This window comes from Paraburkholderia ultramafica (assembly GCF_902859915.1).
Taxonomy (GTDB): domain Bacteria; phylum Pseudomonadota; class Gammaproteobacteria; order Burkholderiales; family Burkholderiaceae; genus Paraburkholderia; species Paraburkholderia ultramafica.
The window spans coordinates 140,224-158,781 of sequence record NZ_CADIKK010000015.1; the positions used below are offsets into that span (position 1 = coordinate 140,224).

The 18,558-nt window shown below is 63.7% G+C and carries 16 protein-coding genes and 1 pseudogene; 9 read left to right on the forward strand and 8 right to left on the reverse strand.

Annotated elements, in window-relative coordinates; genetic code table 11:
• Window positions 1–32: 32 nt before the first annotated feature.
• The gene (gene iaaH / locus HV744_RS17620) at window positions 33–1,487 is read right to left on the reverse strand and encodes an indoleacetamide hydrolase (protein ID WP_175150741.1); all 1,455 of its coding nucleotides are present in this window, start codon (window positions 1,485–1,487) and stop codon (window positions 33–35) included.
• A gap of 468 nt (window positions 1,488–1,955) precedes the next feature.
• Entirely contained in the window at window positions 1,956–2,171 is a 216-nt protein-coding gene (locus HV744_RS17625) for a transcriptional regulator (protein WP_175150742.1), read from the reverse strand.
• A gap of 653 nt (window positions 2,172–2,824) precedes the next feature.
• Between HV744_RS17625 and HV744_RS17630 the strand changes: the two genes are divergently transcribed.
• Window positions 2,825–3,535 carry a J domain-containing protein gene (locus HV744_RS17630; protein ID WP_175150743.1) on the forward strand — a complete coding sequence of 237 codons (711 nt, stop codon included), beginning with the start codon at window positions 2,825–2,827 and terminating at the stop codon, window positions 3,533–3,535.
• Between the two features lie 4 nt (window positions 3,536–3,539).
• Here the strand turns inward: HV744_RS17630 and HV744_RS17635 are convergent, their stop codons facing one another.
• Complete coding sequence (locus HV744_RS17635; RefSeq protein WP_175150744.1) at window positions 3,540–4,214, reverse strand: gamma-glutamylcyclotransferase; 675 nt, start codon at window positions 4,212–4,214, stop codon at window positions 3,540–3,542.
• A gap of 385 nt (window positions 4,215–4,599) precedes the next feature.
• Here HV744_RS17635 and HV744_RS17640 point away from each other — a divergent pair, with 385 nt between their 5' ends.
• On the forward strand, window positions 4,600–5,247 hold the full coding sequence (locus tag HV744_RS17640; protein ID WP_175150745.1) for an arsenate-mycothiol transferase ArsC: 648 nt from the start codon (window positions 4,600–4,602) through the stop codon (window positions 5,245–5,247).
• A gap of 61 nt (window positions 5,248–5,308) precedes the next feature.
• On the opposite strand, the gene HV744_RS17645 is transcribed toward HV744_RS17640, so the two are convergent.
• Complete coding sequence (locus HV744_RS17645) at window positions 5,309–5,596, reverse strand: hypothetical protein (protein ID WP_175150641.1); 288 nt, start codon at window positions 5,594–5,596, stop codon at window positions 5,309–5,311.
• 284 nt (window positions 5,597–5,880) lie between these two features.
• Window positions 5,881–6,207 carry an H-NS histone family protein gene (locus tag HV744_RS17650; RefSeq protein ID WP_175150746.1) on the reverse strand — a complete coding sequence of 109 codons (327 nt, stop codon included), beginning with the start codon at window positions 6,205–6,207 and terminating at the stop codon, window positions 5,881–5,883.
• A 760-nt stretch (window positions 6,208–6,967) separates the two neighbouring features.
• On the opposite strand from HV744_RS17650, the gene HV744_RS17655 reads away from it, so the two are divergent.
• Window positions 6,968–7,285, forward strand: a complete 318-nt coding sequence (locus tag HV744_RS17655) for a hypothetical protein (protein WP_175150747.1) — start codon at window positions 6,968–6,970, stop codon at window positions 7,283–7,285.
• Window positions 7,286–7,475: 190 nt separating this feature from the next.
• Here the strand turns inward: HV744_RS17655 and HV744_RS17660 are convergent.
• The 3 genes and pseudogenes from HV744_RS17660 to HV744_RS17670 all read right to left on the reverse strand — a co-directional run bounded on the left by HV744_RS17660 (window position 7,476) and on the right by HV744_RS17670 (window position 12,456).
• A pseudogene (locus HV744_RS17660) lies at window positions 7,476–8,944 on the reverse strand (MFS transporter).
• A 400-nt stretch (window positions 8,945–9,344) separates the two neighbouring features.
• Complete coding sequence (locus HV744_RS17665; RefSeq protein ID WP_246279080.1) at window positions 9,345–11,018, reverse strand: MFS transporter; 1,674 nt, start codon at window positions 11,016–11,018, stop codon at window positions 9,345–9,347.
• Window positions 11,019–11,043: 25 nt separating this feature from the next.
• Window positions 11,044–12,456 carry an MFS transporter gene (locus tag HV744_RS17670; RefSeq protein ID WP_175150748.1) on the reverse strand — a complete coding sequence of 471 codons (1,413 nt, stop codon included), beginning with the start codon at window positions 12,454–12,456 and terminating at the stop codon, window positions 11,044–11,046.
• A gap of 354 nt (window positions 12,457–12,810) precedes the next feature.
• On the opposite strand from HV744_RS17670, the gene HV744_RS17675 reads away from it, so the two are divergent.
• The 6 genes from HV744_RS17675 to HV744_RS17700 all read left to right on the forward strand — a co-directional run bounded on the left by HV744_RS17675 (window position 12,811) and on the right by HV744_RS17700 (window position 18,423).
• The gene (locus HV744_RS17675) at window positions 12,811–13,386 is read left to right on the forward strand and encodes a TetR/AcrR family transcriptional regulator (protein WP_246279081.1); all 576 of its coding nucleotides are present in this window, start codon (window positions 12,811–12,813) and stop codon (window positions 13,384–13,386) included.
• Between the two features lie 509 nt (window positions 13,387–13,895).
• A complete protein-coding gene (locus tag HV744_RS17680) occupies window positions 13,896–15,029 on the forward strand; it encodes an alpha-D-ribose 1-methylphosphonate 5-triphosphate diphosphatase (protein WP_175150750.1) in 1,134 nt (377 codons plus the stop codon).
• Between the two features lie 66 nt (window positions 15,030–15,095).
• A complete protein-coding gene (locus HV744_RS17685) occupies window positions 15,096–15,995 on the forward strand; it encodes a phosphate/phosphite/phosphonate ABC transporter substrate-binding protein (RefSeq protein ID WP_175150751.1) in 900 nt (299 codons plus the stop codon).
• Window positions 15,992–16,852 carry a phosphonate ABC transporter ATP-binding protein gene (gene phnC / locus HV744_RS17690; RefSeq protein WP_175150752.1) on the forward strand — a complete coding sequence of 287 codons (861 nt, stop codon included), beginning with the start codon at window positions 15,992–15,994 and terminating at the stop codon, window positions 16,850–16,852. The genes HV744_RS17685 and phnC overlap by 4 nt, the downstream gene beginning before the upstream one ends.
• Window positions 16,849–17,649: a phosphonate ABC transporter, permease protein PhnE gene (phnE, locus tag HV744_RS17695; RefSeq protein WP_175150753.1), complete on the forward strand. Its 801-nt coding sequence runs from the start codon at window positions 16,849–16,851 to the stop codon at window positions 17,647–17,649. Before phnC ends, phnE begins: the two co-directional genes overlap by 4 nt.
• A 117-nt stretch (window positions 17,650–17,766) precedes the next feature.
• The gene (locus HV744_RS17700; protein WP_175150754.1) at window positions 17,767–18,423 is read left to right on the forward strand and encodes a DapH/DapD/GlmU-related protein; all 657 of its coding nucleotides are present in this window, start codon (window positions 17,767–17,769) and stop codon (window positions 18,421–18,423) included.
• Window positions 18,424–18,558: the final 135 nt, after the last annotated feature.

Genomic DNA, 18,558 nt, shown 5'->3' on the forward strand with positions numbered 1-18,558 from the left:
CGACAGCGGGCAACAAAGCGCGTCAACGAGCATCAAAGCACTGGCGCGGGCAGCACGCCGAGCAACTGCTCGAACGCGACGCCGATCGCGAGCAGCCGCCGGTCCTCGCCAAGCGGACCATCCAGTTCGAGGCCGACCGGCAGGCCGCTCGCGGTCATCCCCGCGGGCAGTGACAGTCCCGGAATGCCAGACGTGCTGGCCGGATCGGTATTGCGCAGGAACGCGTCCATCGTCTCTAGCGGCGGCGCGCCGTCGATCGAGACCGTCGACGAACCGTGCACGTTGTCGATCGGCACGGCGGCCAGACGCGTGGTCGGAAACAGCAGCGCGTCGAGGCGCTGGCTGGCGAACGTCGCGGCTACGTACTGCTGCAGGCGCGGCCGCCAGTGGTTCAACGCCGCCGCGTAGTGGGTGCCGAGCACATCGGCGAGTACGCTGTCGTAGATCGCGCGCACGTCCGGGCTCGCGATGCGCGCGGCCATATCGGCAACGGTCCTGACCGGCGCATCGTTGGCGACGAGCCAGGCGAGCACATCGTCGCGCGCTTCGTGGATCGCAACCGGACCGCCGACCATGCCGTTCAGGTGCTCCAGTTCGCTCATCGCGACCGGCACGAACACGACGCCCGCCGCTTCGAGCCGGGTCAACGCGGCGCGCGCGACGTCTTCCACCTGTCGCTCGAGTCCTTCCCACAACGGCGCGGGCAGGCCGATGCGCAGGCCGCTCAGTGCCAGCTCGGGCAACGCGCCGGCACCCGTGATCACGCCGTCGAGCAGCGCGAGGTCGGCGACGGTGCGCGCCATCGGTCCCACGGTGTCGCGCGTATGGCTGATCGGCACGACGGCGTTCGGATCGTGATAGCGCCGCTCGGCGCCGCCGTTGCCGACCGATGGACGAAACCCCGCGGTGCCCGTCAACGCAGCCGGGATGCGGGTCGAGCCGCCGGTGTCGGTGCCCAGACCCGCGGGCACGATGCGCGCGGCGATCGCCACGGCCGTGCCGCCCGACGAGCCACCGGGGATCAGCGTGGGATCGTAGGGATTGCGCACCGGGCCGGCATGCGTGGCGAAGTTCGTGCTGGTGATGCCGAACGCCAGTTCGTGCATATTCGCTTTGCCGAGCACGATCGCGCCGGCGTCGATGAGCCGTTGCACCGAAGGAGCGTTGGCTTTCGGGATGAAGCCTTCGAGAGCGGGCGTGCCCGCCGAAGTCTGCAGGCCCGCCGTATTGATGTTGTCCTTGACGACGATGGGCAAGCCGGCGAGCGGCAACAGCGCCTTCGCCGAGGCCGGCAGCGCGTCGATGCGCTGCGCGGCGGCGAGCGCGCCGTCGAGCTCGAGTGTGGTGAGCGCATTGAGGCTCGAGAGCGCGGCCGCGCGTGCGAGCAGCGTGGCCACGTAGTCGGTGGCCTTGAGGCGGCCGGACTGGATCGCGGCGACCGCTTGCGTGGCGGTCAGCGCGAGTTGTTCATCGACGGTCCATGGCATGTCCGCATCTCCTTGTCGTGTGCGTTGGCGGCGCGAGGGTCGTGCGAAACCCGGTGCAAAACGTGGCGCGAGGCGCGAGCGCCGGCAGCGCCGGGTAAGCGATCACGGTGGATTCTTCTGGGAGGCGGGTGTCGGGCAGTCGTCTGCGCAAGCCGATCCGCCTGGCAAACGTGCGGAGGGGTGTTCACGCGGGCAGTCACCGCGCGAAGTCAGCGGGCGTTGGCAGCGGTCTTCGGCAACCTCGGTTGGCGTATCGGACATGGCAGGCGTGCAGAGGGCGAACTCGTGGTGTCGCCTATTCTGGCACAAGCGCTTAACAGCCGATGCCGGGCGAGGCAGCGAGGCCGGCGCTAGCCGGCTGCCGTTTTGACGCGCGACGCTTGCCGGTTCGCGCCGCGACCGCCCCGACCCTCGTGACAGCCGTGACACCCGCAACCGCTATGACCGCTCCGATCGACGCGAACAACGTCACTGGTGGTTATCGACCCACATACGTCCCCATCGGAATGCATAGGCGAGCGCATGTTCCTCGTCGAAGAAGTAATCGAGCGCGTCGAACGAATACGCTTTCCCGTCGTTCGCGGAGGTTTTTTCGATGGTCAGATTGGCGGCGAACATGCCATTGGGTAGCAACTGCGCGGCCGGAGCGACCTCGTACCCCTTGTAGCGGATATGTGAATTCATGATATCGACTTGTCAGTGTGCCCGCTTGTGTTGCAAGGAAGCCAGTGCGTAGGACGTCACCCCGTAGCGCCACGTGGTCGGTGAGCTGGCGGACAGGGTCAAGCGTAGGGCGCGCTGCGCAGCGGGTGAACCAATCTTTCGTCGTAAGCAAATCAGCGGGGTTCGGGAGCGGTCTTCAGGAGCCCGGATCGGATCATCTTCGCTGTGTTGGACCCTACTATCCAGCGTCGCGGGCAAGCCGTCTGTTATGTGCCGCACGGTTTGCACAAACGCTGCCGTGGGCCGCCACAGCGGCATCACGGCAGCGTCAGCAAGGCCGAATCAGACCGCGTGCAACAGACGCGCGGGTTGCGCTTCATTGAGCGCATTGGCGGGCGAGAGCGTGCCCGGCGCGCGATGCGCTACGGCTACACGTGAAGCCGCGCCAGACAAGCATTTGTCGAACCATTGTTTGGGCACGCGAGAACGCACCGCTATGATGGAATCGTCTCCTCTATGACATCTCCTTGGCATGGGACCCGGCCTTGCCATGTTTGTGGCGAGGCCTTTTTTTCGTTGTCGTTGCAGCGGCGTCGGCGCGGGCCGCTTCACGAAAAGCCGTTTTTCGCATGCTACGATGTTCCGCGATGATTCCCGGCGAGGTCGAGCAAGCAATGACAACTCTTTATGACACGCTCGGCGTGCAGGCGCACGCGAGCGACGATGAAATCAAGCGGGCCTACCGGAAGGCCGCGATGAAGTGGCATCCCGACCGCAATAGCGGCGCCGAGGCAGTGGCGCGCGCGGCGTTCCAGGAGATCAAGGACGCGTACGCGATCCTCTCCGATGCCGAGCAGCGCAAGGTGTACGACGCGGTCTACGCCGAGCAGATGCGCGGCTGGGAAGCGCAGCGCGCGCGTCAGCAGCAGGCCCAGGCGCAGCGCGAGGCGGCGGCGCGCGCGGCCGACGAAGCGGCGTACGCGGAGATGGTCTCGGTCGCGATCCGTTTCGCCGACGAAGGCCACAATCGCGATGTACTGTTCGGCGTGCTGCTCGGGCGGCAATGCGAACCGCGGCGAGCCGCGCAGATCGCGGACAGCATGGCAGCGTTACAGGCATCGCGCCGCGAGGCAGCGAAGGCCGACGCGGCTGCCGATGCAGCCCATTCGACCGATGCCAATGAAGCCGCTGAAGCCGCTGAAGCCGCCAGGGATTCCGACCTGCCGGCCCACACCAAAGCGGCTTCAGTGAAGGACGCCGTCGCTCACGACGCGCCCGGCAGCCGCGCCAGGCACGCGAAACGCGAAGAACCCGCCACCGACGCGCATCCGGCCGGCACGCTGGGCGGTCTGTGGTTCCAGTTTCTGAACGGCTTGCGTTTTTGACGGATTACGCGGGCTGGCTGCTGATCCTGCCGGTCCGCGTCAACTCGGACGCCAGTTCGTCGATGTAAGGATCGTTCAGCCCGCAGTCCGCCAATGCGCTTTGCAGCCTGAACACGTACTCGGCGTTCGTGCCGAACAGGCCGGCGGCCACGGCCATCAACGGCGCGATCGCCGAGGCGCGCGCATCGCCTTCGTATTGCGAATCGTCGGGCTCGGCCACGAAGGCGATCGCGGATACTTCAGTGCCGTCGTCGAGCGTGACCGCTGCCCAGGTCGGGCGATAAGCGCCCGTCACCATCTCGCGAATCCACAGAATTCGCAGCTCTTCTTCGAGCGTCGCGTCGCACAGGCGCAACGCGACGCCTTGCGTGCTGCCGCCCGGTTCGAGCGAGAGCATGCGCCCCGGCTGTTCCGGCGTGCCGCGCCCGGCGATCAGGCGGATGCAGAAGCTGCGATGCCAGCCATGCAGCGTCGCGATACGGCGGCTGTCGAAGTCCGAGATCGGATTCCACATCAACGAGCCATACGCGAAGACCCAGACGTCGTCTTCGTGCGCACGCTGCTGCATGGTCTGCGCGAGCGACGCGTCGATCCGCGCCTGGCTCCACAGCATCTCCTTGGGCAGCGAGTCAAAACTTTCGAGGTACGCGCCAGAGCTAATGGCGTTTCGGTTCAGCATCCGTGGGTTCCGTGATGGTGGATGGCGCGCGCGTCGCTCGACGCCGCGTGCCGCCGCAAGAATCAACCTGAAGTATGAATGCGGGACTCGGCGGAAAAAATTCGCCTGCGGGCAATAGTGCGTCTCGCGGACGGCGCCAATCGGCGTGCGTGTCGCCGCAACGCCTGTGCCGCGCGCGCGACCGACAGCATAATGTAAGGATGGCCATCGCGCTGGTACACTTCGCGGCAAGCGCAGTGAGGAGCGTTCTGTGCCCGTGACTTGAACCCCCTGGTACAAATTCCCGTGGCGCCAGCAATTTAGACATCGTAGTGTCACGGGAGCGCAAGACTGGGTTGGCACAATGGCACCCAGAAGCAAAAAAAAACACGGGTACGGGGTAAGCGTGACCAGAAAATATAAAGTGCTGTTTCTCTGCCGCAATAATTCAGTACGCAGCATCATTGCCGAAGCTTTGCTGCGCGAACTGGCAGGACACCGGTTCGAAGCATTCAGCGCGGGGCCGGAGCCGGCCGCGCGGGTTCATCCATTGGCGGTCGCGCAACTGCGGCCCGGCATATCGGGTCGCGACATACTCAGCCCGAAAAGCTGGCTGGAATTCACCGGCGAATGGGCGCCGCGGATGGACCTCGTCATCGCGCTCGACGAATCTGTCGACGAGCACCATGCGCCTGCGTTTCCGGGAGCGCCTTCGTTGCTTGGCTGGACCTTTGCCAATCCGCTCGCCGACGGCGTGTCGGCTGACGAGCGGGCGCGGCTGTTCGACAAGATGTTCTGGCAGATCGTGAGGCAGGTCAGCGCGTTTATCGAATTGCCGCAATATGCGGTGCCGCCGGTGCGCGACGGTGGTGCTCGCATTGGGGCTGCCGCGATCTCGGCTTCGATCTCGACTCCGACCGCGACCTCAAGCCCGGGCGACACGCGATGCGCAGACCACAGCCTCGCGAGCGCTTCGATCAGCGATTCAGCGAATGCCGGAACGATCTCCGCCACGATCGCCTCGCCGGATCAGGCTACGACGTGCGACGCATGAACGCCGCCCGCCGTTTGCTCCAACTGAACGTCGCCTGAGGCGAAACCGGGGGCTCCGGGGGCTATTTCATTGCGCCGGCTTTCGCGGGCTTCATCGAGTCGTCGGGCGACATCGGCTGCATGTCGCCGTCCGTCGAGTGCATTCTTTTCGTCGCGCTTCCCGGCATCACGTCCAGCGGACTTGGGGCGGGGTCGCCCCAATGCGTCATGCCCGCGGTCGCGGCGCTGTGCGCGTTGCCACCGCCGCTGCCACCATTGCCGTTGCCGCCGCCTTGCGCGAACGCCGCGCCGCTTGTCACCGAAAGAACGGCAATACAACCCAGCGTGATTTTAAGCATTGATATGCGCATGACATTTCTCCTTGCGAGCTCATCGGGCGGCAGCGGCGCTGAGAGCTGGACGTGTGCCGTTCATGACCCGCATGACCGGTTCCCGGAAGGCAACGCGTGATTGCGCTGCTCCAACCGAATATACGGCGGGCACAGGCGTCTGGATGCAGATCGGCAGATTGGCAGGGCGCACGCAGCAAAGCTTCGCCCGCGCGCGTCGGCGAGCACGCGTGCCAAACCTGCGATGTCCCACGGGAGAATGCGAGGGTATACCTTTTGCGTTAGCGGCTCAACAGCCTGGCGGCTTAACGATTGTTAGAACGCGCAAGCGGACTTCCTGCGAACGGATCGTTTTTCCAGTCCACATGTTTTTTCGGCTGCGGGGCCGGGGCCGGTTTGGCCGTCAATTCAAAGTGGTCGATTGATTGACCTGCGCTGATTGCCTGTTTCAGCCATTGGGGCATTTCACCCTGGCCGTCCCAGCTGTCGCCAGTCGCGCTACGGTAGCGTGCGGCCTTTTGCGCGATTGGCTCGGACGCCAGCACGGCAGCAAGGTCTTCCGGTTTGATACCAAACTCTTCCATGCGATGGCGGAGATACGCAATCATGCTATCTCGCTTCCTTTCGTCCATAAGATATTCGTCCTTCTAAAACGTCCAGCGTTCTGTCAATTACAGATTGCAAGGGAAAGTCGCGATGGATCGATCCCATTTAAATGGGGCCGGCCCGCGGTGGGGTTGTTGATTGAAGGAAATTCCACGAGCTGCGTTAAAAAACGTTGCTCCATAAATCGCGATACAGCTTATGCCCGACCCGGCCGTCTATCAGACTGGCCGTGCCGCTCAGTGAATATTCCAGCGCTTCGGCCGCGCGCCACGCAAGGCTGGATAAGCCTCACGGCAGCAATGGAAAGAACTGGGGTGACAATGCACTGATTGCGAATGACTGATTTCACGTCCACGCTCCGTCTCTCGCCGGTGCCTCGCGCGCGCCGCTTTTTTACGTTATGACAGCATCATAACGCACTGTGCGGCCAAAGCACGCGCCACTTCGGCTGATTTTCTCTGCGCATGCGGTTTGTCGAACGGTATCGGCCTCGGCCGGCACCACCAGACCCCCGGGATTGAATTCCCAGGCGGGCGACCTATAACGGAAACAGCGGAACCCACATTCGCGCTGCCAGCTTGTGGCGACTGATTCCGGCTACCCGCGAGAACGCGCCCGACATTAGTTGCAAGTGTGGCAATTATTTACTCGTTTAGTTCGGTGACCCGTCGCAGCAGTTGCGCATCGGCATCGACCCGTTCCTCAGCCCGATTGGGCGAGCTGGCTTTTCGCGGATCATTCTTTAGGAGGACGAGAACTGCTGCGCCGGATTCGAGGAGTCTGGACATGAAATTACGTTTATTGATGTTAGTCGCCAGCGCCGTTCTGTTTCTCGCGCCGAGAGCGGCCGGTGCGATGGGGATGGACGGCCTTCCGGACACCGGAACGTCGGGCCGCGTTCTGATGCAGCAGAATGCGAATGAATCGGCGCAGGCCACGACCGATATGTCGCTCGGCGAAGCCGCGCAGGGCACCGACAGTCGCACGCAAGCCGTGCGCAATGTGTCGTACGGCGGCGTGGCCGGGGGGCAATCGGAATCGGGAGGCCGGCAGAGCCAGCCGTGCGGTTCCGGACCTCAGTGCAGGATCTATTTCGGTCAATGACAGATCCGCGAGTGGGAGTGCGGTGCCCGATCGAAGGCGCCGCGTCCCGCCCAGTTTTCTCGCCAGCGCCGTCTCTGGTTGCTTGCCGTATCTACGCGTATCAGCCGCGATTTCCTGTCGTTGTTTGACTTGCGGCGTTCTCGCTCGTCGCTCGTCGCACCGATCAGCCCGCCAATCAGGCGAGACTGCGTCATTCGTCCTGCTGCGCCAGAGGCGCCTGACGCAGCCGCACGCCGACGATGCGCCGCGTACAGATCACCGCGCCGCATACCACCACGACGTCGATCGCAAAGCCCATGTGAATGGCGCGCACGATGGCATCCCGACCGTCGGCGAGCGCCGCATGGCCGACGCCTGCGATGCTGTGTGCGAGGCTCCGCGAAACCAGCATGCCGATCGTGGCCGTCCCCAGCATGCCGCCGACCATCCGCGTCGACTGGATCAGCGCGGTGGCGATGCCGAAACGTGCGCGCCCGCTCAACTCTTGGGCAAAGACGTTGAGGTTGTTGAAAATGAAGCCGAGACCGACGCCTGCCACGCCCATCGACAGCGCGCCGAACGCATGCGGGCTGGTGCTGTCGAGCATCGCCGTGCCGGCACAACCCGCGCCGATCAACGCAAAGCCGACCGTGACGATCGTCATCGGATCGCGCAACCGCGTGACGATGCGCGTATTCGCCAGGCTTCCGAGCGCGAGGCAGACCGGCAGTGGCGTGACCGCGATGCCGGCCGCCTGCGGCGTCATGCCGAAGCCCGTTTGCAGCAGCAGCGGCATGAAGAACAGCAGCGAAAACATCGCGAATCCGGCCGCGAAAGAGAGCACGAAGAGCAGCACGAGATTGCGGTCCGCGAACAGTTCGACGGGCAGAATCGGCTGTGCATGGCGTCTTTCCCACTGGTACAGCAAGACGCCTGACGCGAGCGCAAGCGTCACCAGCATCAGCGCCGCCGACGCACTCCCCGTGGCGGGCAGCCGCTCGACGCCCATTTGCAGCGACGCGAGCAGGACCGACAACAACGCTGCGCCGGTCCAGTCGATCGTCGTCCGCTGCCTGCCGCCATGCTCGATGCGGGGCAAATACCGCATCACGCAATAGAGGCCGGCGAGCCCAACCGGCAGATTGATGAGGAACGTCGCGCGCCAGTCGTAGACCGCGCTCAGAAATCCGCCGAGAAATGTCCGGCTGCGGTGGCGACTCCATAGGAACCCGCCATCATGACCTGCCAACGCACACGGGCGTGCGGATCGGGAAACAGATCGGGAATCGACGCGAATGCCGTGCCGAGCATCATCCCGCCGCCGATGCCCTGCAGGGCGCGCGCCAAAACCAGCAGTTGCACGTTCGGTGCAAGTCCGCAGAGCGCAGAGGCTGCCGTGAACGTGGTGATCGACGCGATCACGAAAGGCTTGCGCCCGAAGTAGTCGCCGAGCCGGCCGAAGATGGGGACCGAGATGATGGAGGCGAGCAGGTAGACGCTCGCAATCCACGCGTAGTATTCGGCCCCTTTCAGATCGGCGTCGATGGAAGGCAGCGCGGTGCTGACGACCGTCTGATCGAGTGCGACGAGCATGTTGACGAGGCCGATTCCGAGCATCGCCAGCAGCGAATCGCGGAACGGGCGGACAGCGGCGGCGTCATGGTTTTCAACGCCTGCCATCAGTGCTTCCCGCGCATTCGCAGCCGGCCCGGTGCGGCTGCGCGCGGGGTTGTTGTGAACTTGTGAACAAGGCTTCTCTCACTATGTCGGCGACCTCAGGAAATGCTGCCCGAGGGAGCGGTTTCGAGTTGCGGCGCGGTGCGATTGGCCCGTTCGAGCAGCAGCACGACGACGGCGGAAACGCACATTAGCGGCGCAGTACTCGCCATGGCGGACGAAACCCGGCAAATGCGGCTTCGTGCGTCAGGAAAAATTATGGGAGAGCAAAAAGCGGCCCGGGTTAACGCAAGCTGATTCTTCCGTTAAGCCGGTCTTAACGATTCCGATTGAAGCCTGGCGCATCGGTCCATCCGTATGCCCGGCATTTTTCGTCGCTCAATCTGGACAAGCCGCGCGCGTCTCATTGGTTGGCGATCCCTTTGGCGCCGCCACGCGCCGGGCCGGGATCGTTCGGGCTCGCCGCGGATGGTGTGCGGCCAAGGAATCCAAGCACCATGATCGCGGAGGCGAGCGTGATGGCCACCAGCATGTGGAGCAGCACCCGGAACGCGCCGTCGTACGCCTGCACGAGCAGGGGCTGCCCGAGTGTCGGCAGCAGCGCGGCAGCGTGTGTCAGATCGCCGGTGGCCACGCGCTGGGCGGCTTCGGTCACTGCATGAGCCGGCGCGCCGGGAGTTCGCGCGAGTGCATCGGATAGCCGCAAGCGTGTGAGCACCGCCAGTATCGCGCTAGCCACGGCGAGGGTCATGCCTTCGCCCGCCACGCGCGTGGTGCTGAAGATACCCGTCGCCATGCCGGCGCGTTCCCTGGGAACGACGCTGACTGACAAGCCGTCCATCAGTCCCCACGGCAGCCCGGCGCCCACACCGATCACAAACAGCGGGATCGCAAAGGCAGTGGCTGGCGCATCAGGTCCGATACCACTGAACCAGAGCATACCGATGGCCGCAATGACGAGGCCGATCGCTGAAATGACGCCGGCTGACATCCAGCGCGTGAGATACGCAGCGGTGAGCGGCACGAACAGCATCGGTGCCGAAAGCGAAAGCATCATCAAGCCCGCGCGGATCGCGGTATGTCCTTCGATGCCGATGAATCGCGTCGGTAAGACCAGCAGCAACGTGACATAGCAAAATGCCGTCGCAAGCGGGAGCGCCTGCACACCGACGAAGCGCGGATAGCGAAACAACGACAGGTCGAGCATGGGCCGGCTAACACGAGCTTCGATCCAGACGAACGCGCTCGCCATGACCGCGGCACCCATGAACAGCGTAACGATGAGGGGACTGCTCCAGCCGCTCTCCGGACCTTGCAGCAGGCCGAAGGTGAACAGGGTCAGCGCGGCGGTAAAGCTGATGGCGCCAGGCCAATCAAGACCCTTGGCATGCGGATCACACGATTCCCGCAGCTTTGGAACGCCGAGTGCAAAGCCCGTCAAGCCGATCGCCGCATCCGCGAGGAAGAACGATCGCCAGCCGAATGTTTGCGTGAGAAACCCGGCGAGAAGCGGACCCAGCGCGAGGCCCACGCCGAAGGTCGTGCCGAGCATGCTGAACGCGCGGGCGCGTCCATCCCCGTCGAACTCCTGCGCGAGGGCCGCCGATGATCCGGCCAGCACCAACGCGGCTGCGATGCCCTGCAGCGCGCGCAGGAAGTCGACCCACACGAGGCTCGGCGCCGCGGCAATCCCAAGTGATGTCGCTGCAAAGAGCGCCACCCCGACGGCGAACATACGTTTCCGTCCGAGCAGATCCGCGAGCGCTCCTGCGACCATCAGACTGCTGCCGAAGCTCAGCATGAACGCGTTCAGGATCCAGTTGACTGCCACCGGGCTGCCGCCCAGCGCGGTGCCGATGGTCGGCGCCGACACCGCCGCGCCGCCGAAATTCAGCGGCAGGACCAGCACCGCTATGCAAACGCCGGCGAGAATCAGCACCTGTTGCGAGGCGCTGCGAGGGACTGCGCTGCCGGCTGCGGGCGCCGCGTGGGGCGAGGCGGCTTTTGAGGTCGTCGATGGCGTAGCCTGGTTATCCTGCACGGGGGTTCTCTCTGTCTGACTTTGGGCCGTAGCCATCAATGCGCTCGGTACGTTGGCGCCCTTAGCGCGATGCGGCTCGCGTGTGGCCGCTAACCTCGCCGCCGGCATCGGGTTCGATGCCGATGAAGTAGAGCACGGAGATCAGCACCAACACCGCGACAAGCACAAACGCGACCCTGAAGTCAGCCAGCGAAAGCTGCCCGTGGTCGCCATGTACCAGCACCGCCGCGTGCAGCGCGATCGCGCCGAATGCGATGCCGAGCCCGATGGTCATCTGCTGGACCATGCTGAAAAATGTGCTGGCTGAACTCATCCGCGCCGGCGGTACGTCCGCGAAGGCGAGCGTATTGATGCTGGTGAACTGCATCGACCGGCATAGTCCGCCGGCCAGCAGCACGAGCATGATCAGCGCGCGTGGCGTGTCCGGCGAAAGCAGGGCGCACAGGGCGATCGTGACGGCAGTGAGCAGGCCATTGACGATCATCACCCTGCGAAAGCCAAAGCGCTTGAGGATGGGGGTGGTGACGGTCTTCATGGCCAGATTGCCGGCCGCGTAAGCGAGTACCAGCAAGCCGGCGGCAAACGCATTCAGCCCGAAGCCGAGCTGGAAGAACAGCGGCAACAGGAAGGGCGAAACGCTGACCGAGACGACATACAACGAACCGCCGTCGAGTGTGACGCGAAAGGTGGGGATTCGCCACGGCGCGAGATCGATCAGCGGATGTTCGGCGCGCCGGAAATGCCGTATTGCCAAAGCTGCGGCGACTGTGCCACAGGTCAGTGCGGCGGTGGCGCTGCGCCAGTCGCCATGCAGTTGCCCGACGAGTTCCATGCCGTACATCAGGCAGCTTAGCGCGACGCCGCTGAGCACGAATCCACGCACATCGAAGGGGCGGCGGCCGGCTTCGCGCAAGTTCGGAATGAACGTGGCGGTCAGCGCCAGACCCAGCAGACCGATGGGTACGTTCAGCAAAAAAATCCAGCGCCAGGTGAAATAGGTCGAGATAAAGCCGCCTAACGCCGGACCCAGTACCGGTGCGGCCAACCCGGGCCACGTAATGTAGGCGATCGAGCGCATCAGGCGGCGCTTCTCCGTGCTGCGCAGCACGGCAAGCCGGCCTACCGGCACCATCATTGCACCGCCGATTCCCTGCAGGATCCGCGCAGCCGTGAATTCGGCGAGACCGTTGCTGAGCCCGCAAAGTATCGAGGCGCCGGTGAACACGACGATGGCGCTGCCGAACACCGAGCGTTGCCCAAAGCGATCCGCCACCCAGCCGCTGATCGGGATGAAAACCGCGAGCGTGAGCAGATAGGCGGTCATGCCGACACTCACCCTCACGGGTGCGACGCCGAACGTGCTGGCCAGATGGGGCAGCGCTGTCGCTATCACCGTGGCGTCCAGGTTCTCCATGAAATAGGCGCAGGCGACGATCAGCGCGATGATGACCGACTGACGGCTTGACAAAGACATGAGCGGAGAACCGAAAACGGGTTGATTGGCAGACCTGTAAACGCCATGGTTCTTCTGGCGTTTGCCAATGCCGGCAGTCACAGATGAAGCTCGCTTCGCGATGGCCTGAGATAATGCGTGATTAGTCCGGGGGCATCGCGATACGCGTTCCCGCCTGCGGACGATATACTCTATCAAAACGTGAGTCGTCATGTGAAGACTTACTTGAAAAACCGTGAACCCGGGAGGGACATGAAGGCCAAAGCCAAGGACGTCGAAAAAGCAGGTCGCGCGACGAGGGGAAGGTTGGTGCCGGTCAAGCGGCCGATGAAAAAAGTGCCGCAGCGTCTGCCGCGCGCCGAGCGCCAGGCGCGGGTGCTGGACAAGGCCGCCGAATATTTCGCGGAGCACGGCCTGAATGCACAAACCCGCGCAATTGCCGACGCATGCGGTGTTTCCCAGCGATTGCTGTATAGCCTGTTCCAGAGCAAAGCGGCATTGATCGACGAAGTCTACAAGCGGGAAATCGTCGGGACCTTCAAGGCGATGTGGTTTGTTCAATTGAAAGATCGCAGTGTGCCGCTTGAAAGCCGCCTCAATACGTTCTATCGCGACTACTACGACACGCTGCTGACGAGGCGGTGGCTGCGGCTTTTTCTGTACTCTTCGCTTGAAGACTTGCAGATGGCGCCGACGTACACGAACGCCGTCTTGACGCATGCGCTCGAGATCATCGTCACCGAGGCAGCCCATGAGGTGGGCCGCAGCGTGCCGGCCGATCCATCGCATCTGACGGAAGTGGGCTGGCTGCTGCACGGCGCCGTTTCGCACCTTGCAATCCGGCGTCGCATCTATTCGAACGACAGCACCACCCCCACCGATGCGGTGATCGCGATGCACGTCCGTGCATTCCTCGCGAGCTTGCCGGCCTTGCTGCCGCCGCTTAGGTGATGGAAAATCCTTTAAAAACGGGAAAATAAAACTCGACAACCCGCACACTTGAGTTGATGCCATCACTGCTCGTACCAAATTAGTCGTCAATTGACGATTGATTTGGTCGGCGCGTCAAACCGTTCGACCATTCGCTTTCGTCCGGCATACAACTACCCGTGCCGGAATCGCCCGGCACGATACCGGCAACAAGGATCTGTTCGAGCCGCCGCACGGATTACACCGCCTACTCGGCACGCGATTGAAGCCCTCGGCGATTTATCTCAGATCGCTGTCATGGTGTTGTCATTCCGGTCGGGTCAAATGAATTCGCACTCGCGCAAGGGGGAGCGCGACCCGTCATGAAATCATGAAGGGCAGTGCGTGAAGAAATGACCGGTTGATCATTTCCTCATACATCTAGACGTTTAGACGATGAGATGAAAGATGGGTGCTCGCAGTCACACGCCACAAGCAACGCTGCGTCGTACAGCAGCACGCTAACGCCGATATACATACGGAGCATATCGATGTTGATCAGGAACGCTCGCGTCGTCACGCGGGATGAGGAATTTACGGGAACCTTGCGTATTGAAAACGGCGTCATTCTCGACCTGGAACGAGGTACGACGTCGGCGGCCGAAGCCGAAGACTGGAACGGTGACTATCTGTTGCCGGGGTTGATCGAACTTCACACGGACAACCTCGAGAAGCATCTCGCGCCGCGGCCGGGCGTGCAGTGGAATATCGACGCCGCGTTTGTGATTCACGACGCCCAGGTGGCCGCGGCGGGCATCACAACCGTATTCGATTCGCTCAGAATCGGCGCGCGTTCGGACGTGGACATGCATAGCCGGAATCTCCAGACGCAGTGCACGCAGGCACTTGCGCGTCTGTCCGAGTGCGGTTTGCTACGTGCTGAGCATTTCCTGCACCTGCGCTGCGAAATCGCAGCACCCGATGTGGTGGACGTGTTCGATTCGCTGGGCACGCATCCCTTGCTGCGGCTCGCATCGGTGATGGATCACACGCCGGGTCAGCGCCAATGGCACGACCGGAATCAATGGCGCCGCTGGCAGGAACGGCACGGCAAACTGACCGACGAACACTTCGCCGCAGTGATTGCCGAGCTTTCAGACGGACAGGAGCGCTTTGCGGTCCAGCATCGCCGCGAGATCGTCGCGCGCTGCGTGGCCCTCGGCGTGCCGGTGGCGAGCCACGACGACACCGTCATCGAGCACGTCGAACAGGCAGCGGCCGAAGGCATCGTCCTGGCGGAATTCCCGACCACCCGCATCGCCGCGCAAGCCGCGCGCGAACATGGCATTGCAACGATCATGGGCGCGCCGAATGTCGTAAGAGGCGAATCGCACTCGGGCAACGTCTCGGCGATCGAACTCGCGAAAGCCGGACTGCTCGACATCCTGTCCTCCGACTACGTGCCCTCAAGCCTGTTGAGCGCCGCCTTCGAACTGGTCGGCAAGGCCGGCTGGACGCTGCCGCGCGCGATGGCGACGGTCTCGGCGGAGCCCGCACGCGCAGTAGGGTTGGACGACCGCGGCGCCATCGCACCCGGTTTGCGCGCCGATTTCGTGCGTGTGCGGATGCACGGTGCGCTGCCCGTCCCACGCGCCACGTATCGGGCAGGCGAGCGCATCGTCTGATGCACGGCACAAGGCAGTCAATCGTTGAATCTCCCCATCTCCACGCTAGTTAACTCGAGAAAAAATATGAAGGTATCCAAAATTTTTGCTGCCGCAGCGCTGACCGCGAGCTTTGTCTCCATGACTGCTCATGCAGCCGGCACATGTCCGAACGGCGGCGTGGTTCGCTTCGGCGTCGAACCCTACGAATCGGCTCAGCGCATGCTGCCAGTCTATACGGATCTCGCCAGGATGATCGGCGACAAGCTCGGCTGCACGGTGCAACTCTATGTCGCAACCAGCTACAACGCCGAGATCGAGGCAATGCGCAACAACAAGCTCGAATTTGGCGAATTCGGTCCGCTCGGCTACGTGCTCGCCCACCAGGTCGCGCACGCTGAAGCCGTCGCCACGTTCGCCGGCGAGCAGGGCAAGCCGGCCACTTACTACGCGTCCATCGTGACGTGGCCCGGCTCGGGCATCAAGGCGCTCGGCGACACCAAGGGTCGCTCGTTTGCTTACGCCGATCCGGCTTCCACGTCCGGCCATCTGTTTCCCGCCTACGGTCTGAGCAAGAACGGGATCGATCCGGACAAGGGCGTCAAGGCGATCTACGCGGGCAGCCATACGGCGTCGTTCGAGGCGCTGCGCAACCACAAGGTCGAAGCAGGCGAGCTGAACAGCGAAGAGATCGCCAGTGCCAAGCTACACGGCGAATACGATCCCGCGGCTTACGTGACGCTGTGGCAGTCCGAACCTATTCCGCTCGACCCGCTGGCCGTGCGCGGAGACTTGCCGGCGGATTTCAAGGCCCGTCTGGCAGCCGTGCTGAGTTCGCTCGATCTGCACCAGTTGCCGGAGGCCGATCAGAAGTTCCTCGCATCGAACCAAAACCCTGAGCTGAGGACGGTGCCGCAAACGGATGCCGCCTACAACCAGATCCGCGATCTGGTTTCGACTCTTCACATCGACCTGGCGAAACTGTGAGCACTCTGTCCATTACCTCGGGCGGCGTCCCGCTGGATTCGGCGAGCCGGTTTTCGTCCGCCGCGTCGAGCCTGCCCGGAACGGCACCCCACGTGGCGCGTGAGCCCGGCGTCAAGCTGGCTGTCCGGGATCTGACGATGCGTTACGCAGATGGCCATACCGCGCTGCGCAACATGAATGTCTCGGTCCACGCTGGTGAGTTGGTCGTGGTGCTGGGCAGTAATGGGAGCGGCAAGTCGACCTTCATGAAGTGCGTGGTCGGACTGAATCGGCCGACCGCCGGTTCGGTCGAGGTTGGCGGGCGCGATCTCGTCGCGCTGTCCGGTAAGGCTTTGCGCGAGGCGCGTCTGCCGCTTGCGCTGATCTCGCAGAACGCCAATCTCGTGAAGCGGCGCAGCGTGCTGGCGAACGTCTGCTGCGGTGCGCTCGGCCGGCACCGGACTCTGGCAACCGCGCTTGGTCGTGTACCTCGCGAGGCAGTCGAACCGGCGCTGTCCTATCTGGACGAAGTCGGCTTGCTGCATCTGGCGCGCCAGCGCGCCGGCACGCTGTCGGGAGGACAGGCGCAGCGCGTCGCGGTGGCCCGTGCGCTGGCCCAACGTCCTCACGTGCTGCTCGCCGACGAGCCGGTCGCCAGTCTGGACCCCGAAGCGGCTGACGAAGTCATGCGGCTGCTGCGCCGCCTCGCCAGCGAGGACGGTCTCGCGGTGGTGTGCGTACTGCACCAGCCCGAACTGGCGACGCGTTATGCCGACAGGCTGGTCGGGCTGCGCAGCGGCCGACTCGAATTCGACCGGCCGGCCTCAGCAGTCTCCAGTCAACAGATCGCGAGCCTTTATCTGGCTGAGGCGTCATGAGCAAGGCTCTGGAAATGCGCGCCTCAACCGGTTCGTCGGGCGCCCGGACCCTCTGGTCGGTGTGTGCCGCCGTGGTGGTGCTCGCGCTGTTCGTGCAAGCCTGGATCGTCGTCGAGGCTCGTCCGCAGGATCTGGTGACCGGCGCCCACGGTATGGCCGACATCATTTCGCGCGCCGTGCCGCCCGCGTTCGACCAGTTCGTCCCGAATCTGTGGCCGGTTCTCGAAACGATCGATCTGGCGATTTTCGGCACTGTGTTCGGGGTGTTGCTCGCCTTTCCGCTGTCGATTCTCGCGGCCGCGAATGTCACGCCGGCGTTGCCCCTGTACTACGCCGCGCGCGCGCTGATCGGCGTCACCCGGGCAGTGCCCGATCTGGTGTGGGCGCTGTTGTTTGTCACCGCTGTCGGACTGGGGCCGTTTCCGGGCGCCCTTGCGCTTGCGGTCCATTCGGTCGGCATGCTCGGGCGGCTGTTTGCGGAAGTCATCGAAGACATGGATATGGGCCCCGTCGAAGCGTTGACGCTAACCGGTGCAGGCCGCCTGCAGGTGTTGAGCCATGCGGTGGTGCCGGGCGTGTTGCCGTCGCTGCTCGGCATTGGGCTGTTCCGCTTCGACGAAAACCTGCGCTCGTCGCTCGTGCTCGGCTTCGTCGGAGCCGGCGGCATCGGCTTCCAGTTGCTGACTGCAATGAACCTGTTCCAGTACCAGACGGTGTCGTTCCTGCTGATCGCGACCTTCGTGCTGGTCACCTGCGCGGAACGCGTTTCCACTTACCTGCGCAGCCTTGTCACGTGAGCGCGACTCGATCACCGGCGTTGCCGTCGCGCATCGTGCACGCTGGCGCGATCGTTACGTGCAATGCGCAACCGGCGGCCCGACGCCTCTCTTCACGATTGAATCAAAAGAGCTGATATGTTGATTAACCATGGCAGCGGCGTCGATCCGTGGGCGCTCGGTCGCGTCCTTTCGGAAGATCCGCAAATCGATCAAACCGCAGTCGTGCGTGCCAGCGACTTTGGCCGCTACACCTATCTCGGCCCGCGCAGCCATGTCGCGGAATCCGTCATAGGCGACTACGGCTATGCGATGGGCGACAATCAGATCGCCCACGCACTGATTGGCAAGTTTGCCAATCTCGCCACGGGCGTGCGCATCAATCCGCCCAATCATCCTTCGTGGCGGGCGACCCATCATCACTTTACCTATCGCTCGCGCTCGTACGGATTCTCTCTCGACGACGACGCTGACATCTTCCAGTGGCGGGCCCAGGACCGGGTCGAGATCGGTCACGACGTGTGGATCGGCCACGATGCGATCGTCATGCCCGGCGTGACGATCGGCACCGGCGCCGCGATCGGCTCAGGCGCTGTCGTGACCAAAGACGTCCCGCCTTTCGCCATTGTCGTCGGGGTGCCGGCGCGGGTGCTGCGTTTTCGTGTCGACGCGCGCACCTCGGAACGCCTGCAGCAGATCGCCTGGTGGGACTGGAGCGCCGCGCGGATCGACGCGGCGTTGGCCGATTTCCGTGGACTCACGGCGGCTGAATTCGTGGAGAAGTACGACCGGTAAAGCCCGTTTTCCAGGTGATGGCTGGAACGCCTTGCACGCTTCCAATCTGGCGTTGCACAGACGACGGCGCCCACCTTCGTTGTTTCAATCGCCTGATCTGGACGTCCCGTCTCTATTGATGTGTCACGCGGGGTT

Bases quoted from the DNA above. Each gene is read 5' to 3' on its own strand.
- iaaH (WP_175150741.1), bottom strand. From the start codon at position 1,487: ATGCCATGGACCGTCGATGAACAACTCGCGCTGACCGCCACGCAAGCG.
- HV744_RS17625 (WP_175150742.1), bottom strand. From the start codon at position 2,171: ATGAATTCACATATCCGCTACAAGGGGTACGAGGTCGCTCCGGCCGCG.
- HV744_RS17630 (WP_175150743.1), top strand. From the start codon at position 2,825: ATGACAACTCTTTATGACACGCTCGGCGTGCAGGCGCACGCGAGCGAC.
- HV744_RS17635 (WP_175150744.1), bottom strand. From the start codon at position 4,214: ATGCTGAACCGAAACGCCATTAGCTCTGGCGCGTACCTCGAAAGTTTT.
- HV744_RS17645 (WP_175150641.1), bottom strand. From the start codon at position 5,596: ATGCGCATATCAATGCTTAAAATCACGCTGGGTTGTATTGCCGTTCTT.
- HV744_RS17650 (WP_175150746.1), bottom strand. From the start codon at position 6,207: ATGGACGAAAGGAAGCGAGATAGCATGATTGCGTATCTCCGCCATCGC.
- HV744_RS17655 (WP_175150747.1), top strand. From the start codon at position 6,968: ATGAAATTACGTTTATTGATGTTAGTCGCCAGCGCCGTTCTGTTTCTC.
- HV744_RS17665 (WP_246279080.1), bottom strand. From the start codon at position 11,018: ATGGCTACGGCCCAAAGTCAGACAGAGAGAACCCCCGTGCAGGATAAC.
- HV744_RS17670 (WP_175150748.1), bottom strand. From the start codon at position 12,456: ATGTCTTTGTCAAGCCGTCAGTCGGTCATCATCGCGCTGATCGTCGCC.
- HV744_RS17680 (WP_175150750.1), top strand. From the start codon at position 13,896: ATGTTGATCAGGAACGCTCGCGTCGTCACGCGGGATGAGGAATTTACG.
- HV744_RS17685 (WP_175150751.1), top strand. From the start codon at position 15,096: ATGAAGGTATCCAAAATTTTTGCTGCCGCAGCGCTGACCGCGAGCTTT.
- phnE (WP_175150753.1), top strand. From the start codon at position 16,849: ATGAGCAAGGCTCTGGAAATGCGCGCCTCAACCGGTTCGTCGGGCGCC.
- HV744_RS17700 (WP_175150754.1), top strand. From the start codon at position 17,767: ATGTTGATTAACCATGGCAGCGGCGTCGATCCGTGGGCGCTCGGTCGC.